23 protein-coding genes and 1 tRNA gene are annotated in these 20916 nt (G+C 70.3%); 16 read left to right on the top strand and 8 right to left on the bottom strand.

The features are described 5' to 3' along the window. Positions 1-101: 101 nt before the first annotated feature. Positions 102-299, bottom strand: a complete 198-nt coding sequence (locus ACYVJS_RS04995; protein ID WP_137418015.1) for a hypothetical protein — start codon at positions 297-299, stop codon at positions 102-104. Between the two features lie 116 nt (positions 300-415). On the opposite strand from ACYVJS_RS04995, the gene ACYVJS_RS04990 reads away from it, so the two are divergent. From ACYVJS_RS04990 to ACYVJS_RS04960, 7 genes are all read left to right on the top strand, one after another. Continuing rightward, positions 416-844: a YdeI/OmpD-associated family protein gene (locus tag ACYVJS_RS04990; RefSeq protein WP_460738350.1), complete on the top strand. Its 429-nt coding sequence runs from the start codon at positions 416-418 to the stop codon at positions 842-844. A gap of 77 nt (positions 845-921) precedes the next feature. Further along, positions 922-1611 (top strand): asparagine synthase, encoded by a 690-nt coding sequence (locus ACYVJS_RS04985; RefSeq protein ID WP_460738348.1) that lies wholly within the window; start codon positions 922-924, stop codon positions 1609-1611. A 78-nt stretch (positions 1612-1689) separates the two neighbouring features. After that, a tRNA-Arg gene (locus ACYVJS_RS04980) sits at positions 1690-1762 on the top strand. Positions 1763-1846: 84 nt separating this feature from the next. Further along, positions 1847-2425 carry a DUF4303 domain-containing protein gene (locus ACYVJS_RS04975; RefSeq protein ID WP_460738346.1) on the top strand — a complete coding sequence of 193 codons (579 nt, stop codon included), beginning with the start codon at positions 1847-1849 and terminating at the stop codon, positions 2423-2425. 50 nt (positions 2426-2475) lie between these two features. Continuing rightward, positions 2476-4893 (top strand): FdhF/YdeP family oxidoreductase, encoded by a 2418-nt coding sequence (locus tag ACYVJS_RS04970; RefSeq protein ID WP_460738344.1) that lies wholly within the window; start codon positions 2476-2478, stop codon positions 4891-4893. 7 nt (positions 4894-4900) lie between these two features. Then, on the top strand, positions 4901-5764 hold the full coding sequence (gene fdhD, locus ACYVJS_RS04965; RefSeq protein WP_460738343.1) for a formate dehydrogenase accessory sulfurtransferase FdhD: 864 nt from the start codon (positions 4901-4903) through the stop codon (positions 5762-5764). Between the two features lie 38 nt (positions 5765-5802). After that, a complete protein-coding gene (locus tag ACYVJS_RS04960) occupies positions 5803-7200 on the top strand; it encodes an L-serine ammonia-lyase (RefSeq protein ID WP_460738341.1) in 1398 nt (465 codons plus the stop codon). An 8-nt stretch (positions 7201-7208) separates the two neighbouring features. Here the strand turns inward: ACYVJS_RS04960 and ACYVJS_RS04955 are convergent, their stop codons facing one another. Then, the gene (locus tag ACYVJS_RS04955) at positions 7209-7643 is read right to left on the bottom strand and encodes a MarR family winged helix-turn-helix transcriptional regulator (protein WP_274286290.1); all 435 of its coding nucleotides are present in this window, start codon (positions 7641-7643) and stop codon (positions 7209-7211) included. Positions 7644-7682: 39 nt separating this feature from the next. Here ACYVJS_RS04955 and ACYVJS_RS04950 point away from each other — a divergent pair, with 39 nt between their 5' ends. Continuing rightward, positions 7683-9503 (top strand): DUF2207 domain-containing protein, encoded by a 1821-nt coding sequence (locus ACYVJS_RS04950; RefSeq protein ID WP_460738340.1) that lies wholly within the window; start codon positions 7683-7685, stop codon positions 9501-9503. Between the two features lie 71 nt (positions 9504-9574). After that, positions 9575-10861, top strand: a complete 1287-nt coding sequence (locus tag ACYVJS_RS04945) for an MFS transporter (protein ID WP_460738338.1) — start codon at positions 9575-9577, stop codon at positions 10859-10861. On the opposite strand, the gene ACYVJS_RS04940 is transcribed toward ACYVJS_RS04945, so the two are convergent. Then, positions 10858-11895 carry an alpha/beta hydrolase gene (locus ACYVJS_RS04940; protein ID WP_460738337.1) on the bottom strand — a complete coding sequence of 346 codons (1038 nt, stop codon included), beginning with the start codon at positions 11893-11895 and terminating at the stop codon, positions 10858-10860. The genes ACYVJS_RS04945 and ACYVJS_RS04940 overlap by 4 nt on opposite strands. A gap of 110 nt (positions 11896-12005) precedes the next feature. On the opposite strand from ACYVJS_RS04940, the gene ACYVJS_RS04935 reads away from it, so the two are divergent. Then, entirely contained in the window at positions 12006-13127 is a 1122-nt protein-coding gene (locus tag ACYVJS_RS04935) for an AraC family transcriptional regulator (RefSeq protein ID WP_460738335.1), read from the top strand. On the opposite strand, the gene ACYVJS_RS04930 is transcribed toward ACYVJS_RS04935, so the two are convergent. Further along, positions 13011-13625, bottom strand: coding sequence for a GNAT family N-acetyltransferase (locus ACYVJS_RS04930; protein WP_460738333.1), 615 nt, complete (start codon positions 13623-13625; stop codon positions 13011-13013). The genes ACYVJS_RS04935 and ACYVJS_RS04930 overlap by 117 nt on opposite strands. Before the next feature lie 72 nt (positions 13626-13697). On the opposite strand from ACYVJS_RS04930, the gene ACYVJS_RS04925 reads away from it, so the two are divergent. Together ACYVJS_RS04925 and ACYVJS_RS04920 are read left to right on the top strand one after the other, a co-directional pair. After that, entirely contained in the window at positions 13698-14312 is a 615-nt protein-coding gene (locus tag ACYVJS_RS04925) for a TetR/AcrR family transcriptional regulator (protein ID WP_460738331.1), read from the top strand. A 317-nt stretch (positions 14313-14629) separates the two neighbouring features. Beyond that, a complete protein-coding gene (locus ACYVJS_RS04920; protein ID WP_460738329.1) occupies positions 14630-15952 on the top strand; it encodes a flavin monoamine oxidase family protein in 1323 nt (440 codons plus the stop codon). Position 15953: 1 nt separating this feature from the next. Here ACYVJS_RS04920 and ACYVJS_RS04915 read toward each other — a convergent pair whose 3' ends face one another. Then, positions 15954-16814, bottom strand: a complete 861-nt coding sequence (locus ACYVJS_RS04915) for a sulfurtransferase (protein WP_460738327.1) — start codon at positions 16812-16814, stop codon at positions 15954-15956. 222 nt (positions 16815-17036) lie between these two features. Between ACYVJS_RS04915 and ACYVJS_RS04910 the strand changes: the two genes are divergently transcribed. From ACYVJS_RS04910 to ACYVJS_RS04900, 3 genes are read left to right on the top strand one after another with little or no spacing between them, the layout of a single operon-like run. Then, positions 17037-17276, top strand: a complete 240-nt coding sequence (locus ACYVJS_RS04910; protein ID WP_460738325.1) for a hypothetical protein — start codon at positions 17037-17039, stop codon at positions 17274-17276. Between the two features lie 24 nt (positions 17277-17300). Next, positions 17301-17501: a hypothetical protein gene (locus tag ACYVJS_RS04905; protein WP_460738324.1), complete on the top strand. Its 201-nt coding sequence runs from the start codon at positions 17301-17303 to the stop codon at positions 17499-17501. A gap of 35 nt (positions 17502-17536) precedes the next feature. Next, positions 17537-18169: a LysE family translocator gene (locus ACYVJS_RS04900; RefSeq protein ID WP_460738321.1), complete on the top strand. Its 633-nt coding sequence runs from the start codon at positions 17537-17539 to the stop codon at positions 18167-18169. 7 nt (positions 18170-18176) lie between these two features. Here ACYVJS_RS04900 and ACYVJS_RS04895 read toward each other — a convergent pair whose 3' ends face one another. The 3 genes from ACYVJS_RS04895 to ACYVJS_RS04885 are packed head-to-tail and all read right to left on the bottom strand — an operon-like array spanning position 18177 to position 20041. Beyond that, the gene (locus ACYVJS_RS04895) at positions 18177-18827 is read right to left on the bottom strand and encodes a cation transporter (RefSeq protein WP_460738319.1); all 651 of its coding nucleotides are present in this window, start codon (positions 18825-18827) and stop codon (positions 18177-18179) included. Beyond that, complete coding sequence (locus ACYVJS_RS04890) at positions 18824-19168, bottom strand: ArsR/SmtB family transcription factor (protein ID WP_243233705.1); 345 nt, start codon at positions 19166-19168, stop codon at positions 18824-18826. Before ACYVJS_RS04890 ends, ACYVJS_RS04895 begins: the two co-directional genes overlap by 4 nt. Positions 19169-19222: 54 nt before the next feature. Further along, a complete protein-coding gene (locus tag ACYVJS_RS04885) occupies positions 19223-20041 on the bottom strand; it encodes an alpha/beta fold hydrolase (protein ID WP_460738316.1) in 819 nt (272 codons plus the stop codon). Between the two features lie 133 nt (positions 20042-20174). Between ACYVJS_RS04885 and pgl the strand changes: the two genes are divergently transcribed. Continuing rightward, the gene (pgl, locus tag ACYVJS_RS04880; RefSeq protein WP_460738314.1) at positions 20175-20903 is read left to right on the top strand and encodes a 6-phosphogluconolactonase; all 729 of its coding nucleotides are present in this window, start codon (positions 20175-20177) and stop codon (positions 20901-20903) included. The last annotated feature ends 13 nt before the right edge of the window (positions 20904-20916 follow it).

Below are 20916 nucleotides of genomic sequence, written 5' to 3'. Positions count from 1 at the left end.
ACAGGCGAACTGGCTCTCGGGATGCGGAAGGCCCCCGGAGAGGGACGAATCCTTCTCCGGGGGCCTTCGACGACAGGGATGCGCGATGACGCCGCCGGGCGTCAGCTGTCGCGCAGGTTCTCCTTGACCTCGTTGCGGCGCTCGACCGACTCCTTCTCGGCCTCGGCCTTCTTGACGTTCGCGTCGGCCTTGGCCTCGTCGATCTTGTCGCCGATGCGGTCCGTGGTGTCGTCCCACTTGTCCTTGAGCTTGCGACCGGCGGTCTCCGCGGTCTCCTTCGCATCATCGATGAAACCCATGATGTGCTCCCTTCGTCGAGGTGTGCAGACAGGCTAATCCGGCCATCCGGCGGGATCGGTGGGGTTGCACCGAGTGAGGCTGGTTGCTAGCGGCGCTCGGGGTGCATACTCGGCTCATGCTGTTCGAGACGACCATGTCGCAGTTCGGGAACAACACGGGCATCGAGGTTCCCGCGGATGTCATCGAGGAGCTCGGCGGCGGTCGTCGTCCCGCGCTGGTGGTGACCGTCAACGGGTACACGTATCGCTCGACCGTCGGAGTGATGGCAGGCAAGCACCTGATCCCGTTCAGCGCCGACAAGCGGCGTGAGACGGGCATCGGCGGTGGCGATGCCATCACCGTCGACGTCCAGCTCGACACAGCTCCGCGCACGGTGGAGGTGCCGGAGGATCTCGCCGAGGCGCTGGCGTCCGCGGGGCTCCGCCCTGCCTTCGACGCCCTTTCTCCGAGTGCGCAGAAGGCGCATGTCACCGCGGTGGCGGGCGCCAAGGCGGCCGAGACGCGGCAGCGCCGTATCGACCGGGTGGTCGAGTCCTTGAGCTGAGCCGCGCGGGCGCTTTTCCCCGTTCTCGACCCGTGAGTCGCCGAGACCCCTCCGATAGAATCGAGGGAGGGGGTGCTGTGGCATCACGAGCGGACGAACCGACGGATCACAAGGGACTCGGAGCCTTGTGGGCCGCACGCGCGTCGCGCCCGAAACTCGCTGACGTCGTGGCCGAGGGCGTCTACATCGCCGCGGCCGCCACACGGCTGTCATTGAAGAACCACATCCTCGTGGACATCCTCTCCGCCGGAGAAGGATTCGACGCCGACCGCTTCGTACCCGACGCGAAGGACGCGCTGCTGAAGCTCGCCGAGGAAGCAGAGGCGGACGCCGAACGCGCGGAGCGGGAGCGCAAGCTGGCGCGTGGCCGCTTCAGCGATTCCGGGGGCACCCACGACTATCGAAGCCGTGATGTGCGCAACCTCCGACGTCGGCGCAAGCAGTCCCTGCGCATCGCCCAGGAGCTCCGTGAGCGCGCGGAGGACCTCGACGGGCTCCGTGAACTGGTGGAGGCCGCGCGTGAGGCGGCCTGGGCAGAGGTTGCGCGCAACATCGACAGCTCCCTGCGGATCGAGGCCGCCAGACCCGACCTCGAGCCGGGCTACGACAAGATGCGGCAGGCGCGGATGCAGAGCCTGCGGCTCGTGGACCTTCCACGCCTCGCCGCGCATCGGCGCAGGCTGAACGCGAAGGACGAGGATGCGGCGCCTGCCGTGTCCGGTGCGAGCGAGCGTCGGGCGGGGATCGACGTCAGCGAGCTCGAGTAGCCGCCTCGATTCGCGAGCAGCCCCGGTTGTGTTGTAGTCTCTCCTAGTGCCCGCGCGCAGGAATGCGACGGGAAACATGCGCCCGTAGCTCAATGGATAGAGCATCTGACTACGGATCAGAAGGTTAGGGGTTCGAGTCCCTTCGGGCGCACACTGTGTTGAGACAGTACGGCAACGGCCTCCGCTTCGGTGGGGGCCGTTGTTTCGTTCCGATGCTCCGCTAGCATCGGGCCGCATGGATGCCCTGCCGCTCTTCCTCGATGACTGGGGACGCCGCTGGGAGGCGGCGCTCGCCGCCGCCGTCCGCTCTCTCCCCCCGGACGTCGTGGCCGGGCGTATCTACGCGGCGGCGATCACGGTAGCCGACGGCAACACCGTGCCCGCCCTCTTCGTGCACACCGAGAGTCGCCTCTCCGAGGCCGCGGATGCCGACGGCGATCCTGACGAGGCCGCGTACTACCGTTGGTGGCCCGACGAGTCCGGCATCGAGGTCGAGAGCGAAGAGCTCGCGGCGCTGGCTGCGGAGCTGGGCGAGTGGGCTGATGCGCATCCGGAGTTCAGCGCGGACCCGAACGATGACCTCGAGTGGAGCGACCGGTGGATCGCGGAGACCGAGCGGATCCTGATCCGCGCGCTCGGCTCGGCTGCGGTGCGTCGGGCGTTCGCCGCGGTCGGCGCAGAGCCCCTGCTGGTGGTCACCGAGACCGACGGTGAAGAAGCGCGTGCGAGCGCCGCCTTCGACGCCCTCAACGGGCATCGCGACGACGCGCCGGCCCGTGAGGCCCGCGCCTTCTGGCACGGTGCCGAGCCCTGAGACCGGACGGCGCGACTCCGTGCGTCCGCGCGGGGGCGTACTCTGGCGGCATGCCGATGAAGCCGCCGACGGCCAATATCGATGAGACCCGCGTGCACGTGTCGCGACCGAAGAAGGTCGCGGTGGGCGTGCCGGCCGTGCTCCACGCGCTCCAGATCGCGAACGAGCAGATGGGCCTCAAACGATCCGCCGAGACCCTGCTCCGCGTGAACCAGAAGGACGGGTTCGACTGCCCCGGCTGCGCGTGGCCGGAGGAGGACAAGCGGCACGTCGCCGAGTTCTGCGAGAACGGCGCCAAGGCCGTCGCGGAGGAGGCGACCGTGCGCCGCGTCGGGCCGGAGTTCTTTGCCGCCCACTCGATCGAGGACCTCCGCGAAGGCGACGACTGGTGGCTCGGTCAGCAGGGGCGGCTGACGCATCCGATGGTGCTCGACGAAGGTGCCACGCACTACCGCCCGATCTCGTGGGATGCGGCGCTCGAGATGATCGCGGACGAGCTCAAGGCGTTGTCGCACCCCGACGAAGCGGTGTTCTACACGTCGGGACGCACCTCGAACGAGGCGGCGTTCCTGTACCAGCTGCTCGTGCGCGGTCTCGGCACGAACAACCTCCCCGACTGCTCCAACATGTGCCACGAATCGAGCGGCTCGGCTCTGACGGAGACGATCGGCATCGGCAAGGGCACCGTCTCGATCGAGGACATCCACGAAGCGGACCTCCTGATCGTCGCCGGCCAGAACCCCGGCACCAATCATCCCCGCATGTTGTCGGCCCTCGAGAAGGCCAAGCAGCGTGGAGCGCGCATCATCGCGGTCAATCCGTTGCCCGAGGCGGGCCTCATGCGGTTCGAGAACCCGCAGACCCCGCGAGGGGTCGCCTTCGGCGGCACCAAACTCGCCGACCGGTTCGTGCAGATCCGCTCGGGCGGCGACCAGGCCCTCTTCCACGCGATCGGCAAGCATCTCCTCGAGACGCAGGACCGCGACGGCGACGTGCTGGACACGGCCTTCATCAGCGCCCACACGAGTGGATTCGAGTCGTACCGCCGTCAGATGGCGGATGCGCAGTGGGCGCAGCTGGAGGAGGCCACCGGCCTCGGCGAGCAGGAGCTGCGCGCCATCGGCGACGAGGTGCGCGCCTCGAAGGCGACGATCGTGTGCTGGGCGATGGGGCTCACCCAGCACAAGCACTCCGTGCCCACCCTCCGCGACGTCGTGAACGTGCTGCTGCTGCAGGGCAACATCGGCCGCCCCGGCGCCGGCGTCTGCCCCGTGCGCGGCCACTCGAACGTGCAGGGCGACCGCACGGTCGGCATCTACGAGAAGCCGGCGGATGCGTTCCTCGATGCGCTCGATCAGGAGTTCTCGTTCGTTGCGCCCCGCGCGCACGGCTTCGACACGGTCGCCGCCATCCGTGCGATGCGCGACGGCAAGGTCCGCTTCTTTATGGGGATGGGCGGCAACTTCGTGTCGGCGACGCCCGACACGGCGGTCGTCGAGGCGGGAATGGCACGCGTGGGCCTCACCGTGCACGTGTCGACAAAGCTCAACCGTTCACACGTCATCACCGGGAGCCGCGCGCTCATCCTCCCCACGCTCGGCCGCACCGACCGCGATCGTCGCGGCGGCCGCGAACAGCGTGTCACGGTCGAGGATTCGATGGGTGCCGTGCACGCCTCGCGCGGTCGGCTCGCCCCGCCCTCCGAAGACATGCTCAGCGAGGTCGCGATCATCGCGCGGCTGTGCGCCCTCGTCTTCGGCGGCGGGTCCTCGCCCCAGGACGCGCCGCCAGCGCATGACGGCGACCACGAACGTACCCTTCCCGAGCACGGGACAGTGGAGTCGGAGAGTCTGGATGCGGCCGGTCTCCACGACCCGGCCAACGTTCCGCAGGCCGACTGGGCCGCCCTCGAGGGGGACTACGCGATCATCCGCTCGCACATCGAACGGGTGATCCCGGGGTTCGAGGATTACGAGAGCCGCATCCAGAAGGGACGCACGTTCTTCCTGCCGAACGGTCCGCGCGATGAGCGCCGTTTCGCGACGATCGACGGGAAGGCGCGCTTCACCGTCAACCCGCTCGAGTACCCGCGCATCCCCGCCGGGCGCCTGCTGCTGCAGACGCTGCGCTCGCACGATCAGTACAACACCACCGTCTACGGCAAGGACGACCGGTACCGCGGGATCCACGGCGGACGCCGCGTCGTGCTCGTCAACGCCGAGGACATCCGTGAGCTCGGCTTCGTCGACGGGGAGATCGTCGACCTCGTCTCCGAGTGGACGGATGCGGACGGCGGGATGGAGGAGCGTCGCGCCGAGAGCTTCCGCATCGTCTCCTACGACACGCCCCGTCAGAATGCGGCCGCCTACTACCCCGAGACGAACGTGCTCGTGCCCCTGGAGTCGGTGGCCGACGTGAGCGGTACGCCGACCTCGAAGGCGGTCATCGTGCGCCTCGAGCACCGCTGAGCGCGGAATGGGAAGACTCACCGAGCGCACGCCGGTCACACGCATCGCCTTCACGGACGACGGTGTCTCGACGCGCCGTCGTGCGGACGCGGTCGTCGTGGAGGAGCCGCTCGAGGTGCGCGTCGGCGGGGAGCCGCTCGTCGTGACGATGCGCACGCCGGGCCATGATCTCGAGCTGGCCGCCGGTTTCCTCACGGGGGAGGGCGTCATCGCCGCCGGCTCCGACGTCCGCAGTGCGATCCACTGCGGGGGTCCGGGCAGCACCCCCGTCGGCGCGCCTCAGAGCGAGAACACCTACAACGTGCTGGACATGGCCCTGGCGCCCGGGCGCGAGGTGCCCGCCAGGGATGCTGCCCGCACGTTCTACACGACGAGCTCCTGCGGCGTCTGCGGGACCGCATCCATCGAGCAGATCACCAAGGTCTCACGCTTCGATCTGGCCGCCGACCGGACGAAGGTGCCCGCGCGGTGGCTCGCCTCGCTGCCGGATGCCCTGCGCCGCGGGCAAGCCCTCTTCGACAAGACGGGCGGTCTGCACGCGGCGGCTCTCTTCGACGTCGCGTCGGGCGAGCTGCTCGTGCTGCGTGAGGATGTCGGGCGTCACAACGCCGTCGACAAGGTGATCGGCTGGGCCCTGCTCGCCGACCGGCTCCCGCTGGGCGGCACGGTACTGCAGGTGTCGGGCCGCGCGAGCTTCGAGCTCGCGCAGAAGGCGGTCATGGCGGGCATCCCGCTGCTGTCCGCGGTCTCCGCGCCCTCCTCTCTCGCTGTGGAGCTGGCGTCGTCGATGCATCTCACGCTCGTGGGGTTCTCCCGCGGGACGTCACTGAACATCTACGCGCACCCTGAGCGGATCGCCGTCGAGGAGTGACGCCGCCGCATCCGGCCGCCCGAGCGTAGGCTGACGGGGTGAGCGCATACGTCTCGGCGTTCGAGCTGTTCTCCATCGGTGTGGGACCCTCGAGCTCCCACACCGTCGGACCGATGCGCGCCGCCGGGGTCTTCGCCGGCCGACTCGCGGATGCGGGACTGCTGGAGCGCGTGCATCGCGTGCGGTGCGAGCTGTTCGGCTCCCTGGGCGCGACGGGCATCGGGCACGGTACTCCCGATGCGATCGTCGCGGGGCTGGCGGGCCTCCGCCCCGACACGGTGGATCCCGAGCTGGTGCGCGGAGCTTGGTCCGCGCTCGGCGGCGACGCGTCGCTCGCGCTCGCCGGCATCCATCCGATCCGCTTCGAGGCGGCGGACATCGTCCTCTCACCCCGCGTGCGTCGCCCCGAGCATCCCAATGCCCTCACGCTGACGGCGTGGGATGCGGCGGGGGAGACCGTCGCGAGCGAGACCTACTTCTCGATCGGCGGCGGCTTCATCCGCCGCGACGGCGAGCAGCCCCCTCCTCCCGTCGACGTGCCCTATGCCTACGCCACAGCCGCCCAGCTGCTCGCGCTCTGCGTCGAGACAGGCCTCTCGATCGCCGAGATCGCTCGCCGCAACGAGGAAGCCTGGCGCAGCGAGGAAGACGTGCGCGCCGGGCTCGACGCGATCTGGGCCGCGATGACCGCGTGCATCGCCGCCGGTCTCGCCCACGACGGTGTGCTTCCCGGGCAGCTCGGCGTGAAGCGTCGCGCCGGTTCGCTGCGCGCGCAGCTCGAGAGCGCCCAAGCGGTCGGCCACCGCGAGCTTCCCGGCGAGTGGCTCGGCGCCTTCGCCCTCGCCGTCAACGAGGAGAACGCGGCGGGTGGGCGGGTGGTGACGGCCCCCACCAACGGTGCCGCCGGCATCCTTCCCGCCGTCGCCATGTACTGGTGGCGCTTCCTCGCGGATGCGGGGGTCGGTCTCGACCGGGCGATCGCCGACGACGAGCGGCCCCGCGGCATCCGACGCTTTCTGCTGACGGCCACCGCGCTCGGATCCCTGTTCAAGGCCAACGCGTCGATCTCGGGCGCTGAGGGCGGATGCCAGGCGGAGGTCGGCTCCGCGTGCGCGATGGCGGCCGGAGGGCTCACGGCCGTCATGGGCGGTACCCCCGCGCAGATCGAGAACGCGGCCGAGATCGCCATGGAGCACCACCTCGGTCTCACCTGCGACCCCGTGGGAGGGCTCGTGCAGATTCCGTGCATCGAGCGCAATGCGATCGCCGCGGCCACCGCGGTCACCGCGGCGCGACTCGCGCTGCGCGGCGACGGGTCGCACTACGTCTCGCTCGACACGGTCGTCGAGACGATGCGTCAGACCGGGATCGACATGTCGACGAAGTACAAGGAGACGAGCGAGGGCGGTCTCGCCGTCAACGTCATCGAGTGCTGATCGGGCACTCAGTCCCGACGAGGACGGAGCTTCTGCGTGAGCTCCAGCAGGGTGCGCAGCTCGTCGTCGTCGAGGCTCGACATGTGCTCTGCGATCGAGCGGCTGTGCACGGCCGCGATCGAACGGAACAGTCGCGCACCCGTGTCGGTGGCCCGCACGATGGCGCCGCGGCCGTCATCGGGATCGGTGCACTTGGACAGCAGTCCGCGCGCGACCATCCGGTCGACCAGGCGCGAGACGCTGGGCTGGCTGATGAGCATGTTGCGCGTCACATCCCGCAACCGCGCCGACATGTCGGGCGCGCGCGTGACGGTCAGGAGCACATCGTATTCCCCCTGCTGCAGGCCGCTCTGCTCGAAGTCGGCACCCACCTCGGCGAAGATCTCGTGCTGGGCCCGGAACAGGCTTTCCCAGGCATCGATGGCCAGACGGCGGTCACTCATGCCCGATAGCGTACGCTGTGCCCGGCATAGGCTGGTGCCATGATCGCCGGGGCAACCACGCGCGCCATCGCCGCCGCATCCGCTCTCGCTCTCGCTCTGACACTGGCGGGTTTCGCCGCCGTCCCGCAGGAGCCAGCGTCCCCGAAACCCGCGACCGTCGTCCGGGCCGGAGTCGACGACTTCACGTTCCGCAGCCTCGACGTCGACTACACGTTGACCCGCGCGGACGACGGCACCTCCCGGCTGCACGTCGTCGAGCGCTTCGTGGCGGAGTTCCCCGAGACCGATCAGAACCACGGCATGCGCCGCACCATCCCCGACACCTACAACGGGCAGCCGCTGCGTCCCGAACTGGTCTCCGTCACCGACGAGACGGGCGCGCCGCGTGATGCCGAGGTCGATAGCGACGACGGCACGTGGAGCGTGACGTCGCGCGTCGACGGTTTCGTGCACGGCGCGCAGACCTACGTCTTCACCTACGACCTGAGCAACGTCGCCTGGTACTTCCCGAACACGGGGACCGAGGAGTTCTACTGGGACGTGAATGGCGTCGACTGGGGGCAGGCTTTCGGCTCCGTCTCCGCGACGCTCCACGTCGATCCCGCCCTCGCCGGCTCCCTCACCGGCGCGGCCGCCTGCTACGTGGGTGCGCAAGGGGACACGACGACGTGCCCGATCACTCTCGACACGGATGCGGCGGCCGCATCCGTGTCGGTAGCGAACGTCGTCCCGCGCCAGACGGTCACGCTGTCGGTGGGGTTCGAGCCGGGCACCTTCGCGATGTTCGACAGCAGCTACTTCGCCTCCGGCTGGGGTTGGGCCCAGAGCGGATCGTTCCTGGCTCTCCTGGGGGCGTTCGCGTGGGCCATCGTCGTCCGGCGCCGCATCCTGCGCGACTCTCCCGGCCGCGGCGTCGTCGTCGCCGAGTACGAGCCTCCCGCCGGCGTCACGCCCCTGACCGCGGCAGCGCTGTTGTCGAAGCCCTCGAAGGCCGCGCCCGCCACGCTGCTGGAGCTCGCCGTGCGGGGCGCGATCCGGATCGAAGAGGTGCCGGGCGGATCCCGGGCGCGGCCGAAGCTGCGGGCCGTGCTGGTGGACCCGTCTCGCGCCCGCCAGGACGGCACGGAGTTCATCGAGGGGCTGTTCGGTGAGAACGCGCGGCCAGGTGCGGAGTTCGCGTTCGGCGGCCGCAACACGGCGTTCGCTCAGGCCGCGGAGGACATGCGCAGCTGGGCCGGTGCGGAACTGGTCGAGCGCGGCATCTACCGGACGGTGCGACGCGGGATTCGTCCTCCGGTCGTCTGGGCGTTGGCCGCCGCGGCGGTGGCGACCGTCGTCACGGGAGCGTTGGCCTTGTCCGCACAGGTGTATCCCGCCGTCCCCCTCACCGTGCTCATCGTCGCCGTGGTGGTCGGGCTTGTCGGGCTGCTGCTGCTCTCCCACCGTCCGCTGAGCGCTCAGGGTGCCGAGACCCGGGAGCAGCTCGAGGGACTCCGGCTCTTCATCAGCTGGGCCGAAGCGGACCGCATCCGCATGCTGCAGTCGCCTCAGACGGCCGAACGGCGCCCGGTCGACGCGACGGATGCGGCGGCGGTCCTCGCGATCTACGAGCCGCTGCTGCCCTACGCGGTGGTGTTCGGTCTCGAGAAGCAATGGGCGGCCCAGCTGGCTGTCTACTACGAGAGCGCCGGCACGCCCCTCTGGTATGCCGGGGCGACCGCGTTCAACGTGAGCGCTTTCACGAGCGGCGTCAGCTCGCTCTCGGCCGCCGCTGTTGCCAGCTCGAGCAGTTCCGGCGGTTCCACCGGCGGCGGGTCCGCCGGTGGTGGCGGTGGTGGCGGGGGCGGCGGCGGCGTCTGAGCGCTCGGTAGAATGGGGTCGATGTCTGTCGCTCGCGGAGTGCGCCCCTTCCCGGCTGCCCCGCACCCGAAATGACCGACTATGGGGCCTCGACCGGCACGATCCGCGTCCCGGGCCCCGCCCGCGGAGCCCTGCCGTGGATCATCTGGATCGCGGGCGCTTTCACGTACCTCGTCGCGATCGTGGGTCGCAGCTCGCTCGCGGGCCTCGGCACCGACATGGCGGTGCGGTTCGACGCCGGATCCAGCACGCTCGCCCTGTTCACCACGCTCCAGCTCGCGGTCTACGGCGCCATGCAGATCCCGGCGGGTCTGCTGCTGGATCGCTGGGGTGCCCGCGTCATCGGAACGGTCGGAATGCTGACGATGGCGGGCGGCTCGCTGTGGCTGGCGTTCGCCCCCGACGTGCCCTCGGCGATCCTGGCGCGCCTTTTGACCGGGGCCGGAGACGCGCTCATCTTCCCCAGCGTGTTGCGCCTGATCGCGCTGTGGCTGCCCGCCAAGCGGGTGCCGGTGCTGCAGCAGGTCACCGCGCAGTTCGGTCAGCTCGGCCAGGTGCTCAGTGTGGTGCTGCTCACCTCCCTCGCCCACGGCATCGGCTGGGAGAGTGCCTTCGCGGCCGTCGCCGGAGTCTTCGTCGTCTTCGCCGTTCTCGATGCGCTGATCATCCGCGAGCGGGGTCGGCCGGTGGCCGCCGACGGCAGGCCGCGTCCGCGTCAGTTCGCGCTCGTGATCGCGGCGCTGCGCGAGCCGGGCACGCGCCTCGGGTTCTGGATCCACTTCGTCACACCGTTCGCCGGTACGGCATTCGCGCTGCTGTGGGGCATTCCGTTCCTCATGGCGGGCGAGGGGCTCTCCCGTGATGCGGCCGCGGGTCTCGTGACCGTGTTCGTGCTGAGCGGTGCGGTGTTCGCCCCGCTGATGGGCATGTTCTCGGCTGCGCATCCCGGTCGCCGCGCGCTGGTCGCGCTGGGCTCCGTCGCCGCTCAGGCGGTGGCGCTGGCAGCCGTGCTGATCACCCCGGGTGAGGCCCCGCTGTGGCTGCTCGTGGTGTGGGTCGTCACCCTCTCCAGCGGCGGCGCCGCATCCATGATCGCCTTCGACGTGGTGCGCCGGGACAACCCGCTCTCACGGCTGTCGACCGCGACCGGCGTCGTCAACATGGGCGGCTTCATCGCGGCCCTCGTGCTCGTCTACGTGATCGGTGTCGTGCTCGACCTGCAGGGCGCCGACCCCGCGGCATACACGCGGGACCAGTTGCGGTTCGCCATGAGCGCGACGTTCGCGCTGTGGATCGTCGGCGCCGTCGGGGTCCTCGTCGAGTCCCGCGCGCGTCGGCGCGCCCACGGCGCGTACTAGCGCGTCAGACGCGCCGTGCGCATGCCCGCCACGAGCGCATCGACGGCCTCGGCCAACGCGGCGCTGCTCGTCCTGCCGACGCCGGTGGCGTTGACGAAGGCGTGGATGTGGCCGGACACGACCTGCAGCGTGGTGGGCACCCCCGCCTCGCGCAGGCGGGCCGCATACGCGAGGCCCTCGTCGCGCAGCACGTCGAATCCCGAGACGGCGACGTGGGCGGGCGGTTGTCCCGCGAGCTCGCCCAACAGTGGAGATGCTCGCGGATCCGTGCGGTCGGCTTCTCGAGGCAGGTAGTGCTGGATGTACCAGTCCATCTGCCGCTCGGTGAGGAAGTAGCCCTCGCCGAAGAGTGAATACGACGTGTGCTTCCTGCTCGTGTCGGTGACAGGGAAGAAGAGCAGCTGGAAATCCGGTGGGGCATCGGCGGTCAGCTGGCAGACCACCGCACTCAAGTTGCCGCCGGCGCTGTCACCCGCGACGGCGACCGTGGTGCCCCACTCCGGATGATCGCGTACCCAGCGGTACGCGTCGACGGCGTCGTCCACGCCCGCGGGGAACGGATGCTCGGGGGCCAGCCGGTAGTCGATCGACACCACGCGCAGGTCGGTGTGCGCGGCGATGAAGCGGCACACGGAGTCGCATGATGTGAGCCCGCCGACGACCCACCCACCGCCATGGAAGTAGACGACCGTGCCGCTCGGCGCGCCCTGCGTCGAGCCCTGATAGAGCCGCGCGCCGACCTCACCGGCGCGCGTCGGGATGAGGATGTCCTCGACGACGTCGACAGGATCACTGCGACCGAAGATCCGCGCCTCCGCATCGACCTGCGCGCGAGCCTGGGGGAGCGGCAGCTCCTCGAAGGCGGCGCCGGGCAGCGCGTTCAGCAGCCGGAGGGCCACCTGCACCTCGGTGAGCAGGAGTTGGCCGTCAATCTCGACCGGCCGGCCCGCGATCAGACGTTGGAGCGGACCGGGGAGCGCTCCGAGGGTACGGATGACGGCGCGTGTGACGCGCTCCTGTGCGGTGGAGCTCACGGGCGTCCTCCTTGTCGGTGGGGTGCGCAACACGCTAGGGGGTGCTTCCCGCGCGGCGCGGGCCTCGACGGCCGTTCCCTCGGACGCAGACGGCCAGACAGAATGACCGTATGACCCTCCCCCGCAGAGCGACCGTCGGCCCTCACCTGCTCCGACACCTCGTGCGGCTCGTCGATGAGCGTGGGGCGAGTGTCGACGACGCGCTCCGTCGCGCGGAGGTGGATCGCCGGTCGCTCGACGTGGACAGCACACGGGTGTCGCTGTCGCAGATGCGGCTGGTCGTGGGCGCGGCGGGCGCGGCGCTCGGCGATCCGGCGCTCGGCGTCGAGCTCGGACGGCGGCAACCGGTCACGGTCCTCGGAATGCTGGGTTTGGCGATGCTCTCTGCCGCCCGCATGCGCGACGCGATCGAGGTCGCCGTAAGGTTCCAGCTGTTGGCCGGGTCGCCCGTGCGGTGGCGTCTCGAACAGCACGAGCGCTCGCTGGCGGTTGTTGCGGAGACCTACACCGGAGATGCAGCCGTGGATCGGGTGCTGATCGACGCGGCCTTCGCGCACTTCACGCGCATGATCCACGACGTGTCGGCCGGTGCTGCGCGGCCGGAGCGGGTCGATCTCGCGCGGGCGCGTCCCACGGATGCGACGGTCTACGAACGCGGCTTGGGTGCGCCGGTGCGGTTCGCGGCTGCGCACGATGCCTGGTGGATCGGTTCCCGGGCCGCCGAACTGGCGAATCCGTACGCGGACCCGTGGACGTTCGCCACGACGTGCGCCGCGCTCGAGGCGGAGGCCGCATCTGCGGTCGACCGGCGCGAGCTGGTCGCCCGCATCTCGGCTCGGATCGCCGCCGAGCTGCCGGAGATGCCTCCGCTCACGGCGCACGCGCGTGCGGCGGCGATGAGTGAACGCACGCTCCGGCGGCGCCTCGCCGAGGCCGGCACGTCGTACGGAGCGCTCGTCGATGAGCAGCGTCGTCGGGTGACGGAGCGCCTGCTGGCCGCATCCGCTCCGTCGTTGGACGAGATCGCCGCCGCGGCCGGGTTCGCGGATGCGCGGTCGCTCCGGCGCGCGACACAGCGGTGGGTGGGGATGTCACCGACCGAGTGGCGTCGCGCCTCAGCCGAGGGGGCGGCGCAGCATCGCGACCGGTCGAGCTCCGGGAAGGCCGGTGATGGGAGTGAGCTCCTCGAAGCCGAGCCGCCGGTAGAGGCGTCTGTTGTCGGGAGTCGATGACTCGAGGTACGCGTTCTGGCGCATCGCGTCGAGTGCGCGCAGGTGTGTGGCGAGCAGTGTCGCCCCGACGCCTCGGCCACGGGCCCGTGTGCTGACGCCGATCTCGGCCAGATACCAGTGCGGAGCTTTCGGTCGGTACCGCTCCATCCGGCTCAGCAGTCCGAATGCGCGGGCGAGCCGCATCCATCCGATCGAACGGACGAACAATGGGAGTCGCTGAGCGAGACGCCCGAGCGCCCCGCGGCGCGCCTCGGGGCCCTCCCACGCGGCGACTCCCAGCAACTCGCCGTCGTCGTCGCGGGCGAGGTCGACGGTGCCTGTCGCGTAGGGGCCTGCGCTCAGCGTGCCCTCGAACAGATCCGTCAGTCGTTCGCGACGGCGGTCGCGTTGCGGCACGATGACCCCGAGAACCGGGTCGTGCTCGAAGGCCTCGGCGAGGATCGCGGCCGCGGGGCGCAGCTCCTCGGCGCGGGCGGGAGCGACGGTGATGTTCGACATGGCGACTCCAATTGGTCCGGCTGGATAAAACTAGTATGGAGGCAGGTGTGAACCATGGGCTCGGAGGATGCTGTGAACGATGAACCGCAGTCGCGGCCTTACCTGGCTGTGACCGAGCGCCGCCGACAGCTCCTCGACGCGGCTGTGGAGGTCATGCTCGAGGAGGGTGCCGCTACGCTCTCGCTGCGCTCGGTCGCGCAGCGCGCCGGTGTCGCGCATCGCGTGGTGAACTACGCGTTCGGGTCGAAGGCTGCTCTCGTCGCTGCGTTGCTCGAGCGGGAGTCGGAGCGACTCGCGGCTCGTGTGTGGGCGGAGCCGCTGCCCGTCGACACGCTCTACGTGGCGGTGGCTGCGGCGCTAGGGTCCTTCCTGGCGGAGGTCCGCTCCGATCCGCGCAGATACGAGCGCCTGGCCGAACTGACCGCTCTCGCTCGGGCCTCCGATGCTCTGGTGGATGCGGCTCGCGCCGAGTCCGAGGCATACCGGCGGATGATCGCGGAACGGCTCGAACTCTGGTGCGCGCAGCGAAGCGTGCGTCTGGCATCGCCGCAGGTGGTGGTCTCGGCGATCCACGCGGCAGCGGACGGGCTCGCCGAATGGTGGCTCACGACGCGGGATGACGCTCAGGTCGAGGCGGTGATCGCGGTGCTCGCGGGCGGCTTCGCGAATGTTCCGGAGATGCAGTAAGGGCCGGTCGGAGAGGCTTCCGACCGGCCCTTGTCCCTTTGCACCAAGAGTGTCCTGCAATCACATGTCGGTAGCTGCCACAGCAAAACAACTACCGTGCGAGCACTCTATAACGGTGAGATAACGGAGGGGAAGAGGTTTCCGTTACCTTTTCGTGATCCACAGCCGTTTCATCAGGAGCGCCGGGGTTCCACGGACCCGAGCGGTCCGTCCGTGCCTCCGCGCGTCGATGTCGGGTCGTCCGGATGCCGCGCCACACTGCGTGGAAGACTCCAGGACTACTCTCGTGACACGGTCGTCTAGCCGAGGGAGCCGCCATGCAGGAGCAGTTCGACACCGTCGTCGTGGGAGCCGGCGTCGCCGGTCTGTCGGCTGCGCGCCTGCTGGCTCGCGCGGGCCGCGTCGTCGTGCTGGAGGCGCGCGACAGAGTGGGAGGACGCGTCCACTCGCAGCGCGATGGGCATCACGTGACCGACCGGGGGGCGTCGTGGATCCACGGGATCGACGACAGCCCGGTCGAGGCGGCCGCGCGCGCGTTCGGGATGCCGATGGTCGAGTTCACGGTCGGCGGCTACCAGCCCGACAGTCGGCCGCTGACCTACTTCGGACCGGACGGCGAACGGCTTAGCCCGGACGAGGTGAGCCGTTTCGCCGATGACGTCCGGACTCTCAATGCCGACCTCGTCGACGTCATCGCCCGCTCCGCCGTAGACGCCACGTACGCCGACGTCGTGGAGGAGGCCCTCGCCGCCCGCGACTGGACGGCCGAGCGCGCCCAGCGGATCCGCGAGTACAACGGGCGACGGGCCGAGGAGCAGTACGGCGTCCACATGTCGGCTCTCGGCGCCCACGGTCTCGACGACGACGCCGTCAACGGTGACGAGGTCGTCTTCCCCCGGGGGTACGACGAGCTCGCCACGAACCTCGCCGACGGTCTCGACGTCCGCCTCGACCACATCGTCTCGGCGATCGACTGGTCCGACGCCGGGGTCACCGTCACGACGAACAGGGGCGAGTTCCACGGGACGTCGGCTGTGGTCACTCTCCCCATCGGCGTGCTGCAGTCCGGCGATGTCGTCATCACGCCGGCGCTGCCCGACGCCCACCGGCGCGTGCTCGGGGTGCTTGCATCCAACGCCTTCGAGAAGGTCGTGCTGCGCTTCCCCGTGCGGTTCTGGGATGCCGGGGTCTACGGCATCCGACAGTTCGGCGACGAGGGGCAGTGGTGGCATTCGTGGTATGACCTGGGTCGCATCCACGACGAGGCCGCGCTGCTCGCCTTCGCCGCCGGTCCTGCCGCGGTCGCGACGCGCCACTGGAGCGACGAGGAGATCGCCGCCTCGACGATGGTGCAGCTGCGCCGTCTGTTCGGAGACGGGATCCCCGAGCCGGAGAGCATCGTCGTCACCCGCTGGCAGGACGATCCGTTCTCGCGGGGGTCGTACAGCTACATGAAGCCCGGCTCGGTCGGGCCCGATCATGACGAGCTCGCGACGCCGATCGGCGGGGTCCTGCATCTCGCCGGCGAAGCCACGTGGGGCGACGACCCGGCCACCGTCCCGGGCGCACTCCTGTCGGGTCACCGCGCAGCCGAGAACGTGCTCGGCCGCTCGGTGCCGATCGAGGAGCTGTGGGCCTGAGTCAGCGGGGCTCCGGGCCCGTCGCGATCGGCAGCTCGGGGTGGTTCGACCACTGGCTCCACGATCCAGGGAACACGCGCGGCGTGTATCCCGCCAGCGTGAGGGCCACCGCCTCGTGCGCGGCCGTGACTCCCGAACCGCAGTAAACGCCCACCTGGGACCCCGGTGCGGCACCGAATGCCGCGAAGCGAGCGCGCAGCGTCTCCGGGTCATGGAACCGGCCATCGTCTCCGACGTTCTCGGTCGTGGGGGCGCTCACCGCGCCGGGCACGTGGCCCGCGCGCGGATCGATCGGCTCGATCTCACCGCGGTAGCGCTCGCCGGCGCGGGCGTCCAGCAGCAGTGAGCTGTCCGCGAACCCTGCCACCTCGTCGAGGGGCAGCACGGGCAGCGCGCCATAGCGGAGGGTCGCCGAACCGGGCTCCGGCGGGGCGGCGTCGCCGGTCTCGATGTCGAAGCCGGCATCCGTCCAGGCGCGCAGCGAGCCGTCGAGCAGGCGCACGTCGGCGACACCGGCGTAGCGCAGCAACCACCAGGCGCGCGCGCTCGACATGTTCTTCAGGTCGTCGTAGACCACCACGGTGTCGCCATCGTCGATGCCCCAGCGGTGGACCGATTCCTGCAACGCGCCCACCGGCGGAAGCGGATGCCGGCCGTCGGCGGGGTCGCCGGGGGAGGCGAGGTCGTGGTCGAGGTTCACGTACTGGGCGCCGGGGATGTGGCCGGCCCGGTACTCCGGCAGGCCGTCCGGTCGGTCGAGGCGCCACCGCACATCGAGCATGCGCACGGGTCCACCATCGGCGAAACGTCCGGCGGCGAGAGCGTCGCGAAGCTCGGACGCGGCGACGAGCAGCTCAGACATATGCGGGAACCGCCTTCTGGTCGTGGATGCCGGACACGTGAACGCCTGTCGCCCGTGGGCGAATCCGCCCGGGCGCGGATCGCGGTCGCGACCCAGGACGCCTCGGACGGGGATCAAGCGCGTGCTCGACCCCCTCGGCATCGTAATCCCCGACAGCGGGTACGGAACGGGCGCGGCGGGTGCGCTGCGCGCCTTCGCTCGCCTCTGTCCCAGGTGTGCGCCATGCGCAACCCCCCTGTGCCCATCGCGGCGGAGGAGTGGAATGGGCGGGTCTCGAATCCGAAGGCATCGAACACGAGGGAGATCGTGATGAGCAACGCCGAGAAGAACACCGGACACGACGAGCACGACCAGAAGCACACGAACGATTCCGCCGCATCCGCCGGCTCCGAGTCGCAGGAAGAGGGCGAAGCGGCGATGGATGCCGCCGAGGAGGCGGTCGTCGACCACGGGCGCGACTGACGTCGATGGGGTCCGGTTCACGAGGTGCGGCTGCGCACCTCGTCCGGGCGGCTGCTGGAGCTGGACGTCACGCCGGAGTCCTGGCTCGCGGTGCCGCTCGACGCCGGAACGGCGCGGGTTCTCGGCGACGGTCATCTCGTCCTCTACGACGGGGGTGTCGCGGCAGCGGCGATCGTAGCGCTCGACCGCGGCCTTCCGCTCCGCCCCCACGGTCAGAGTCACTGACTCCGGCCGAAACAACCGGCCGCTAGAGTGCGGCCATGATCCCGTTCGAGAACCTCATCGCCTTCGTCGTGGCGTCGGCGGTGATCATCGTGATCCCCGGGCCCAGCGTGCTGTTCGTGATCGGACGCTCGATCGCGCTCGGGCGACGCGCGGGCGTTCTCAGCGTCGTCGGCAACGCCCTCGGCACCGTGCCGGCGGTCGTGGCTGTGGCTTTCGGCGTCGGAGCGATCGTGGCCTCATCCATCGTGGCGTTCACCATCATCAAGATCGCCGGCGCGGTGTACCTCGTGTGGCTCGGCATCCAGGCGATCCGTCATCGCCGGGCTCGGGTGGACGGCGTCGACCGCGCGCCGGTTTCGACCTTCACGCTGCTGCGCCAGGGCTTCGTCGTGGGGCTCACCAACCCCAAGACGATCGCGTTCTTCGTCGCTGTCCTGCCGCAGTTCGTCGACCCGGCGGCCGGGGCGGTGTGGCTGCAACTGCTGCTGCTGGGCCTGATCTTCCAGACGCTGGCCCTGGTGTGCGACAGCGTGTGGGCGCTCGCCGCCGGAACGGCACGCACCTGGTTCGCCCGTTCACCGCGCCGCGTCTCCACGCTCTCGGGCGCCGGCGGGGTGATGATGATCGGTCTCGGCGGGGTGCTGGCGGTCAGCGGCTCGAAGAGCTGACCTTCGCTCAGTGCTCGCTCTCGAGCACCATGCCGACCGAGGTCGCGCAGGCGTCGCCGCGCCATGCTTCGACGCCCTCTCGCACCGCGAACGCGGCGATCACGAGACCGGCGACCGCGTCCGCCCACGACCATCCGAACGCGCTGTTAAGCACGAGTCCGACCAGCACGGCCACCGAGAGATAGGTGCACAGCAGCGTCTGGGCGGAGTCCGCGACAGCCGTGGCGGAGCCTGCCTCGCGGCCCGCGCGTCGCTCGGCGAGCGAGAGGAAGGGCATGATCGCCACACTCAGCGCCGTCAGGGCGATGCCGATCGGCGAGTGCTCGGCTTCGACACGCGTCGTGAGCGCCCACACCGACGACGCGGCGACGTAGGCCGCGAGCGCGAAGAACGCGACGGCGATCACGCGAAGAGTGCCGCGCTCCCAGCGCTCCGGATCGCGGCGGGTGAACTGCCAGGCGACCGCCGCCGCCGAGAGCACCTCGATCGTCGAATCGAGGCCGAATGCCACGAGGGCGGCGGAGGATGCGGCGGCGCCGGCCGCGAGAGCGACGGCTGCTTCGACGAGGTTGTAGGCGATCGTCGCCGTCACGATCCAGCGGATGCGGCGCTGCAGCACACGGACGCGCTCTGCGCTCGGGGTGGCCGACGTGCTCATGCGCAGCGACAGGTCTCGCCGGCGCAGCAGCCCGGTTCGACATAGAGGACGACCTTGAGCAGCTCGTCCAGCGCGGGTGCGAGGTGGCTGTCGGCGAGGCGGTACCAGGTGCGACGCCCTTCAGGGATCGCCTCGACCAGGCCGCATCCGCGCAGACATGCGAGCTGGTTCGACATGACCTGCCGCGAGACCCCGAGGGCATCGGCGAGGTCGGACGGGTATGCCGGAGCCTCGCGGAGGGCCAGGAGGACGCCTGCGCGCGTCGGGTCGGAGAGGGCGTGTCCGAGTCGGGCCAGAGCAGCGGTGTGCGTCGCGGTGGCGCGGTTGAGCACGGTGGTCATGCATCGGATAGTACACGCAAGCGTGAACTATGACGAGGGCGTGCCTCGGCGTGATCAGCCGCGCGCGGTGAGCCAAGCGTCGAGCACGCGGTGGAAGTCCGTGGGCTTTTCCACCCACGGATAGTGTCCGCAATCGGCGATCATGGCGAGCTCGGCGCCGAGGGCTCCGGCGTACTCCTGGACCGGACGTCGACCGGTCAGCAGGTCGACGTCCCCGCCGACGACGAGGGTGGGCGGCAGCGATGCGGCGCGGATGAGCTCGACGGCGTCGGCCGGGATGTCTCGGAACCAGGCCTCGGCCGCCGAGAGGTTCATCCGTCCGATGCGTGCATGCGCCTGCTCGGTCGCCGTCCATCGTGCATAGGTCGCAGGTGCCTGTCGCTGGAAGGCCTCTTCGAAGGCCACCTGGGTGACGGGCTCGTCGTTCATGACGGATGTGTACCCGTCGATGCCCTCGGCGTCCTCTCGGAGCGCGACGAGGTCGTCGCCGTCGTGCGCGGTGCCGGTCAGCCAGGTCGCGGGCGGCGTCACGAGCGCGAGGGAGCGGACGCGGCCGGGAAAGCGGGTCGCGACCGCGAGTGAGAGGCGCGTGCCCGCGGAGTGGCCGATGATGTGGACCGCGTCGAGCTCGAGCATGTCGATCGCCGCGACGACATCCTCGGCATCGGTCCACCAGCCGCGGGAGCGGCCGCCGGATGCGGGCGTGCCGCACGGGTGGAGGACGAGGAGGGGATGGATGTCGCCGATGCCGGCGAAGTCGGTGAGGTACTCGGGTGGGCGGCACGGTCCGCCGGGGATGACCACAATCGGATGGCCCTCGGCCGATCCGAGCGGGGTGAGGACGACGGGTCGGGAGGCTGCGCTGAGATCCACCCGGCCAGTTTCCCAGCTGCCATGCACCTGATCGCATACGACCTGGGGTTGAATCGAGGAGGGCGAGGCTGCTCGCCGCGACTGTCGGCGATTCCCGCTCATCCGACCTCATCCGAGACGAGAGAAGTCCAGCGTGACCTACGGTTCGATCACCACCCTCCCGCAGGCCGCGGACGTCGCCGCCGAGGCGGCCCGTGACGCGGTCCGTACGCTCGGCGCCGCGATCGATGCGCACGGCAGCGCCGTGTGGGTGCTCGCCGGGGGCAGCTCGCCGATGGCGGCCTACGCGATCCTCGCGGCCCAGGATGCGGACGCGATCGACTGGTCGAAGGTCACCGTTCTCATCGGTGACGAGCGCTCGGTGCCGATCAGCGACCCGCAGTCGAACTGGGGCACGATCGCCCTCGCGCTTCTGGATCAGCCCGGTTTCGACACCATGGTGCAGCTGCGTCCGGACACCGAGGTCGACGAGGCCGAGTCCGCGCGCCGTTACGCCGCGGCGATCGCCGCGCTGCCGAAGACGGACGCCGGCGCCCCGCGTCTGGACCTGGTCTGGCTCGGTGTCGGAGAGGACGGTCACACGCTGTCGTTGTTCCCCGGCCACCCCGACTTCCGCCCGGTCGACGAGCTCGTGATCCCCGTCCACAACTCACCCAAGCCGCCGCCCACCCGTATCACTCTCACGCTGAAGGCCCTCGACGGCGCGCAGCGCGTGATCGTCTTCGCCACGGGCGCCGGCAAGAAGGACGCGCTGGCCGAGGCGCTCGCCCAAGGCGCGCTGCCGATCGCGGTCGTCGCGGCTCACGTCACCGCGGCGGGCGGATCGGTGCAGTGGCTGTTCGACGAGGCTGCGGCCGGCTGAGCCGCTCGCTGCG

The sequence above is a fragment of the Microbacterium neimengense genome, assembly GCF_054782995.1.
This window is presented reverse-complemented; position numbering and strand designations above follow the sequence as displayed.

What these genes read in the sequence shown, in the direction of transcription:
- ACYVJS_RS04995 (WP_137418015.1), bottom strand. Translation starts at nt 299, where the DNA reads ATGGGTTTCATCGATGATGCGAAGGAGACCGCGGAGACCGCCGGTCGC.
- ACYVJS_RS04990 (WP_460738350.1), top strand. Translation starts at nt 416, where the DNA reads ATGCTGTTCGAGACGACCATGTCGCAGTTCGGGAACAACACGGGCATC.
- ACYVJS_RS04975 (WP_460738346.1), top strand. Translation starts at nt 1,847, where the DNA reads ATGGATGCCCTGCCGCTCTTCCTCGATGACTGGGGACGCCGCTGGGAG.
- ACYVJS_RS04970 (WP_460738344.1), top strand. Translation starts at nt 2,476, where the DNA reads ATGCCGATGAAGCCGCCGACGGCCAATATCGATGAGACCCGCGTGCAC.
- fdhD (WP_460738343.1), top strand. Translation starts at nt 4,901, where the DNA reads ATGGGAAGACTCACCGAGCGCACGCCGGTCACACGCATCGCCTTCACG.
- ACYVJS_RS04955 (WP_274286290.1), bottom strand. Translation starts at nt 7,643, where the DNA reads ATGAGTGACCGCCGTCTGGCCATCGATGCCTGGGAAAGCCTGTTCCGG.
- ACYVJS_RS04950 (WP_460738340.1), top strand. Translation starts at nt 7,683, where the DNA reads ATGATCGCCGGGGCAACCACGCGCGCCATCGCCGCCGCATCCGCTCTC.
- ACYVJS_RS04945 (WP_460738338.1), top strand. Translation starts at nt 9,575, where the DNA reads ATGACCGACTATGGGGCCTCGACCGGCACGATCCGCGTCCCGGGCCCC.
- ACYVJS_RS04935 (WP_460738335.1), top strand. Translation starts at nt 12,006, where the DNA reads ATGACCCTCCCCCGCAGAGCGACCGTCGGCCCTCACCTGCTCCGACAC.
- ACYVJS_RS04930 (WP_460738333.1), bottom strand. Translation starts at nt 13,625, where the DNA reads ATGTCGAACATCACCGTCGCTCCCGCCCGCGCCGAGGAGCTGCGCCCC.
- ACYVJS_RS04920 (WP_460738329.1), top strand. Translation starts at nt 14,630, where the DNA reads ATGCAGGAGCAGTTCGACACCGTCGTCGTGGGAGCCGGCGTCGCCGGT.
- ACYVJS_RS04915 (WP_460738327.1), bottom strand. Translation starts at nt 16,814, where the DNA reads ATGTCTGAGCTGCTCGTCGCCGCGTCCGAGCTTCGCGACGCTCTCGCC.
- ACYVJS_RS04910 (WP_460738325.1), top strand. Translation starts at nt 17,037, where the DNA reads ATGCGCAACCCCCCTGTGCCCATCGCGGCGGAGGAGTGGAATGGGCGG.
- ACYVJS_RS04900 (WP_460738321.1), top strand. Translation starts at nt 17,537, where the DNA reads ATGATCCCGTTCGAGAACCTCATCGCCTTCGTCGTGGCGTCGGCGGTG.
- ACYVJS_RS04895 (WP_460738319.1), bottom strand. Translation starts at nt 18,827, where the DNA reads ATGAGCACGTCGGCCACCCCGAGCGCAGAGCGCGTCCGTGTGCTGCAG.
- ACYVJS_RS04890 (WP_243233705.1), bottom strand. Translation starts at nt 19,168, where the DNA reads ATGACCACCGTGCTCAACCGCGCCACCGCGACGCACACCGCTGCTCTG.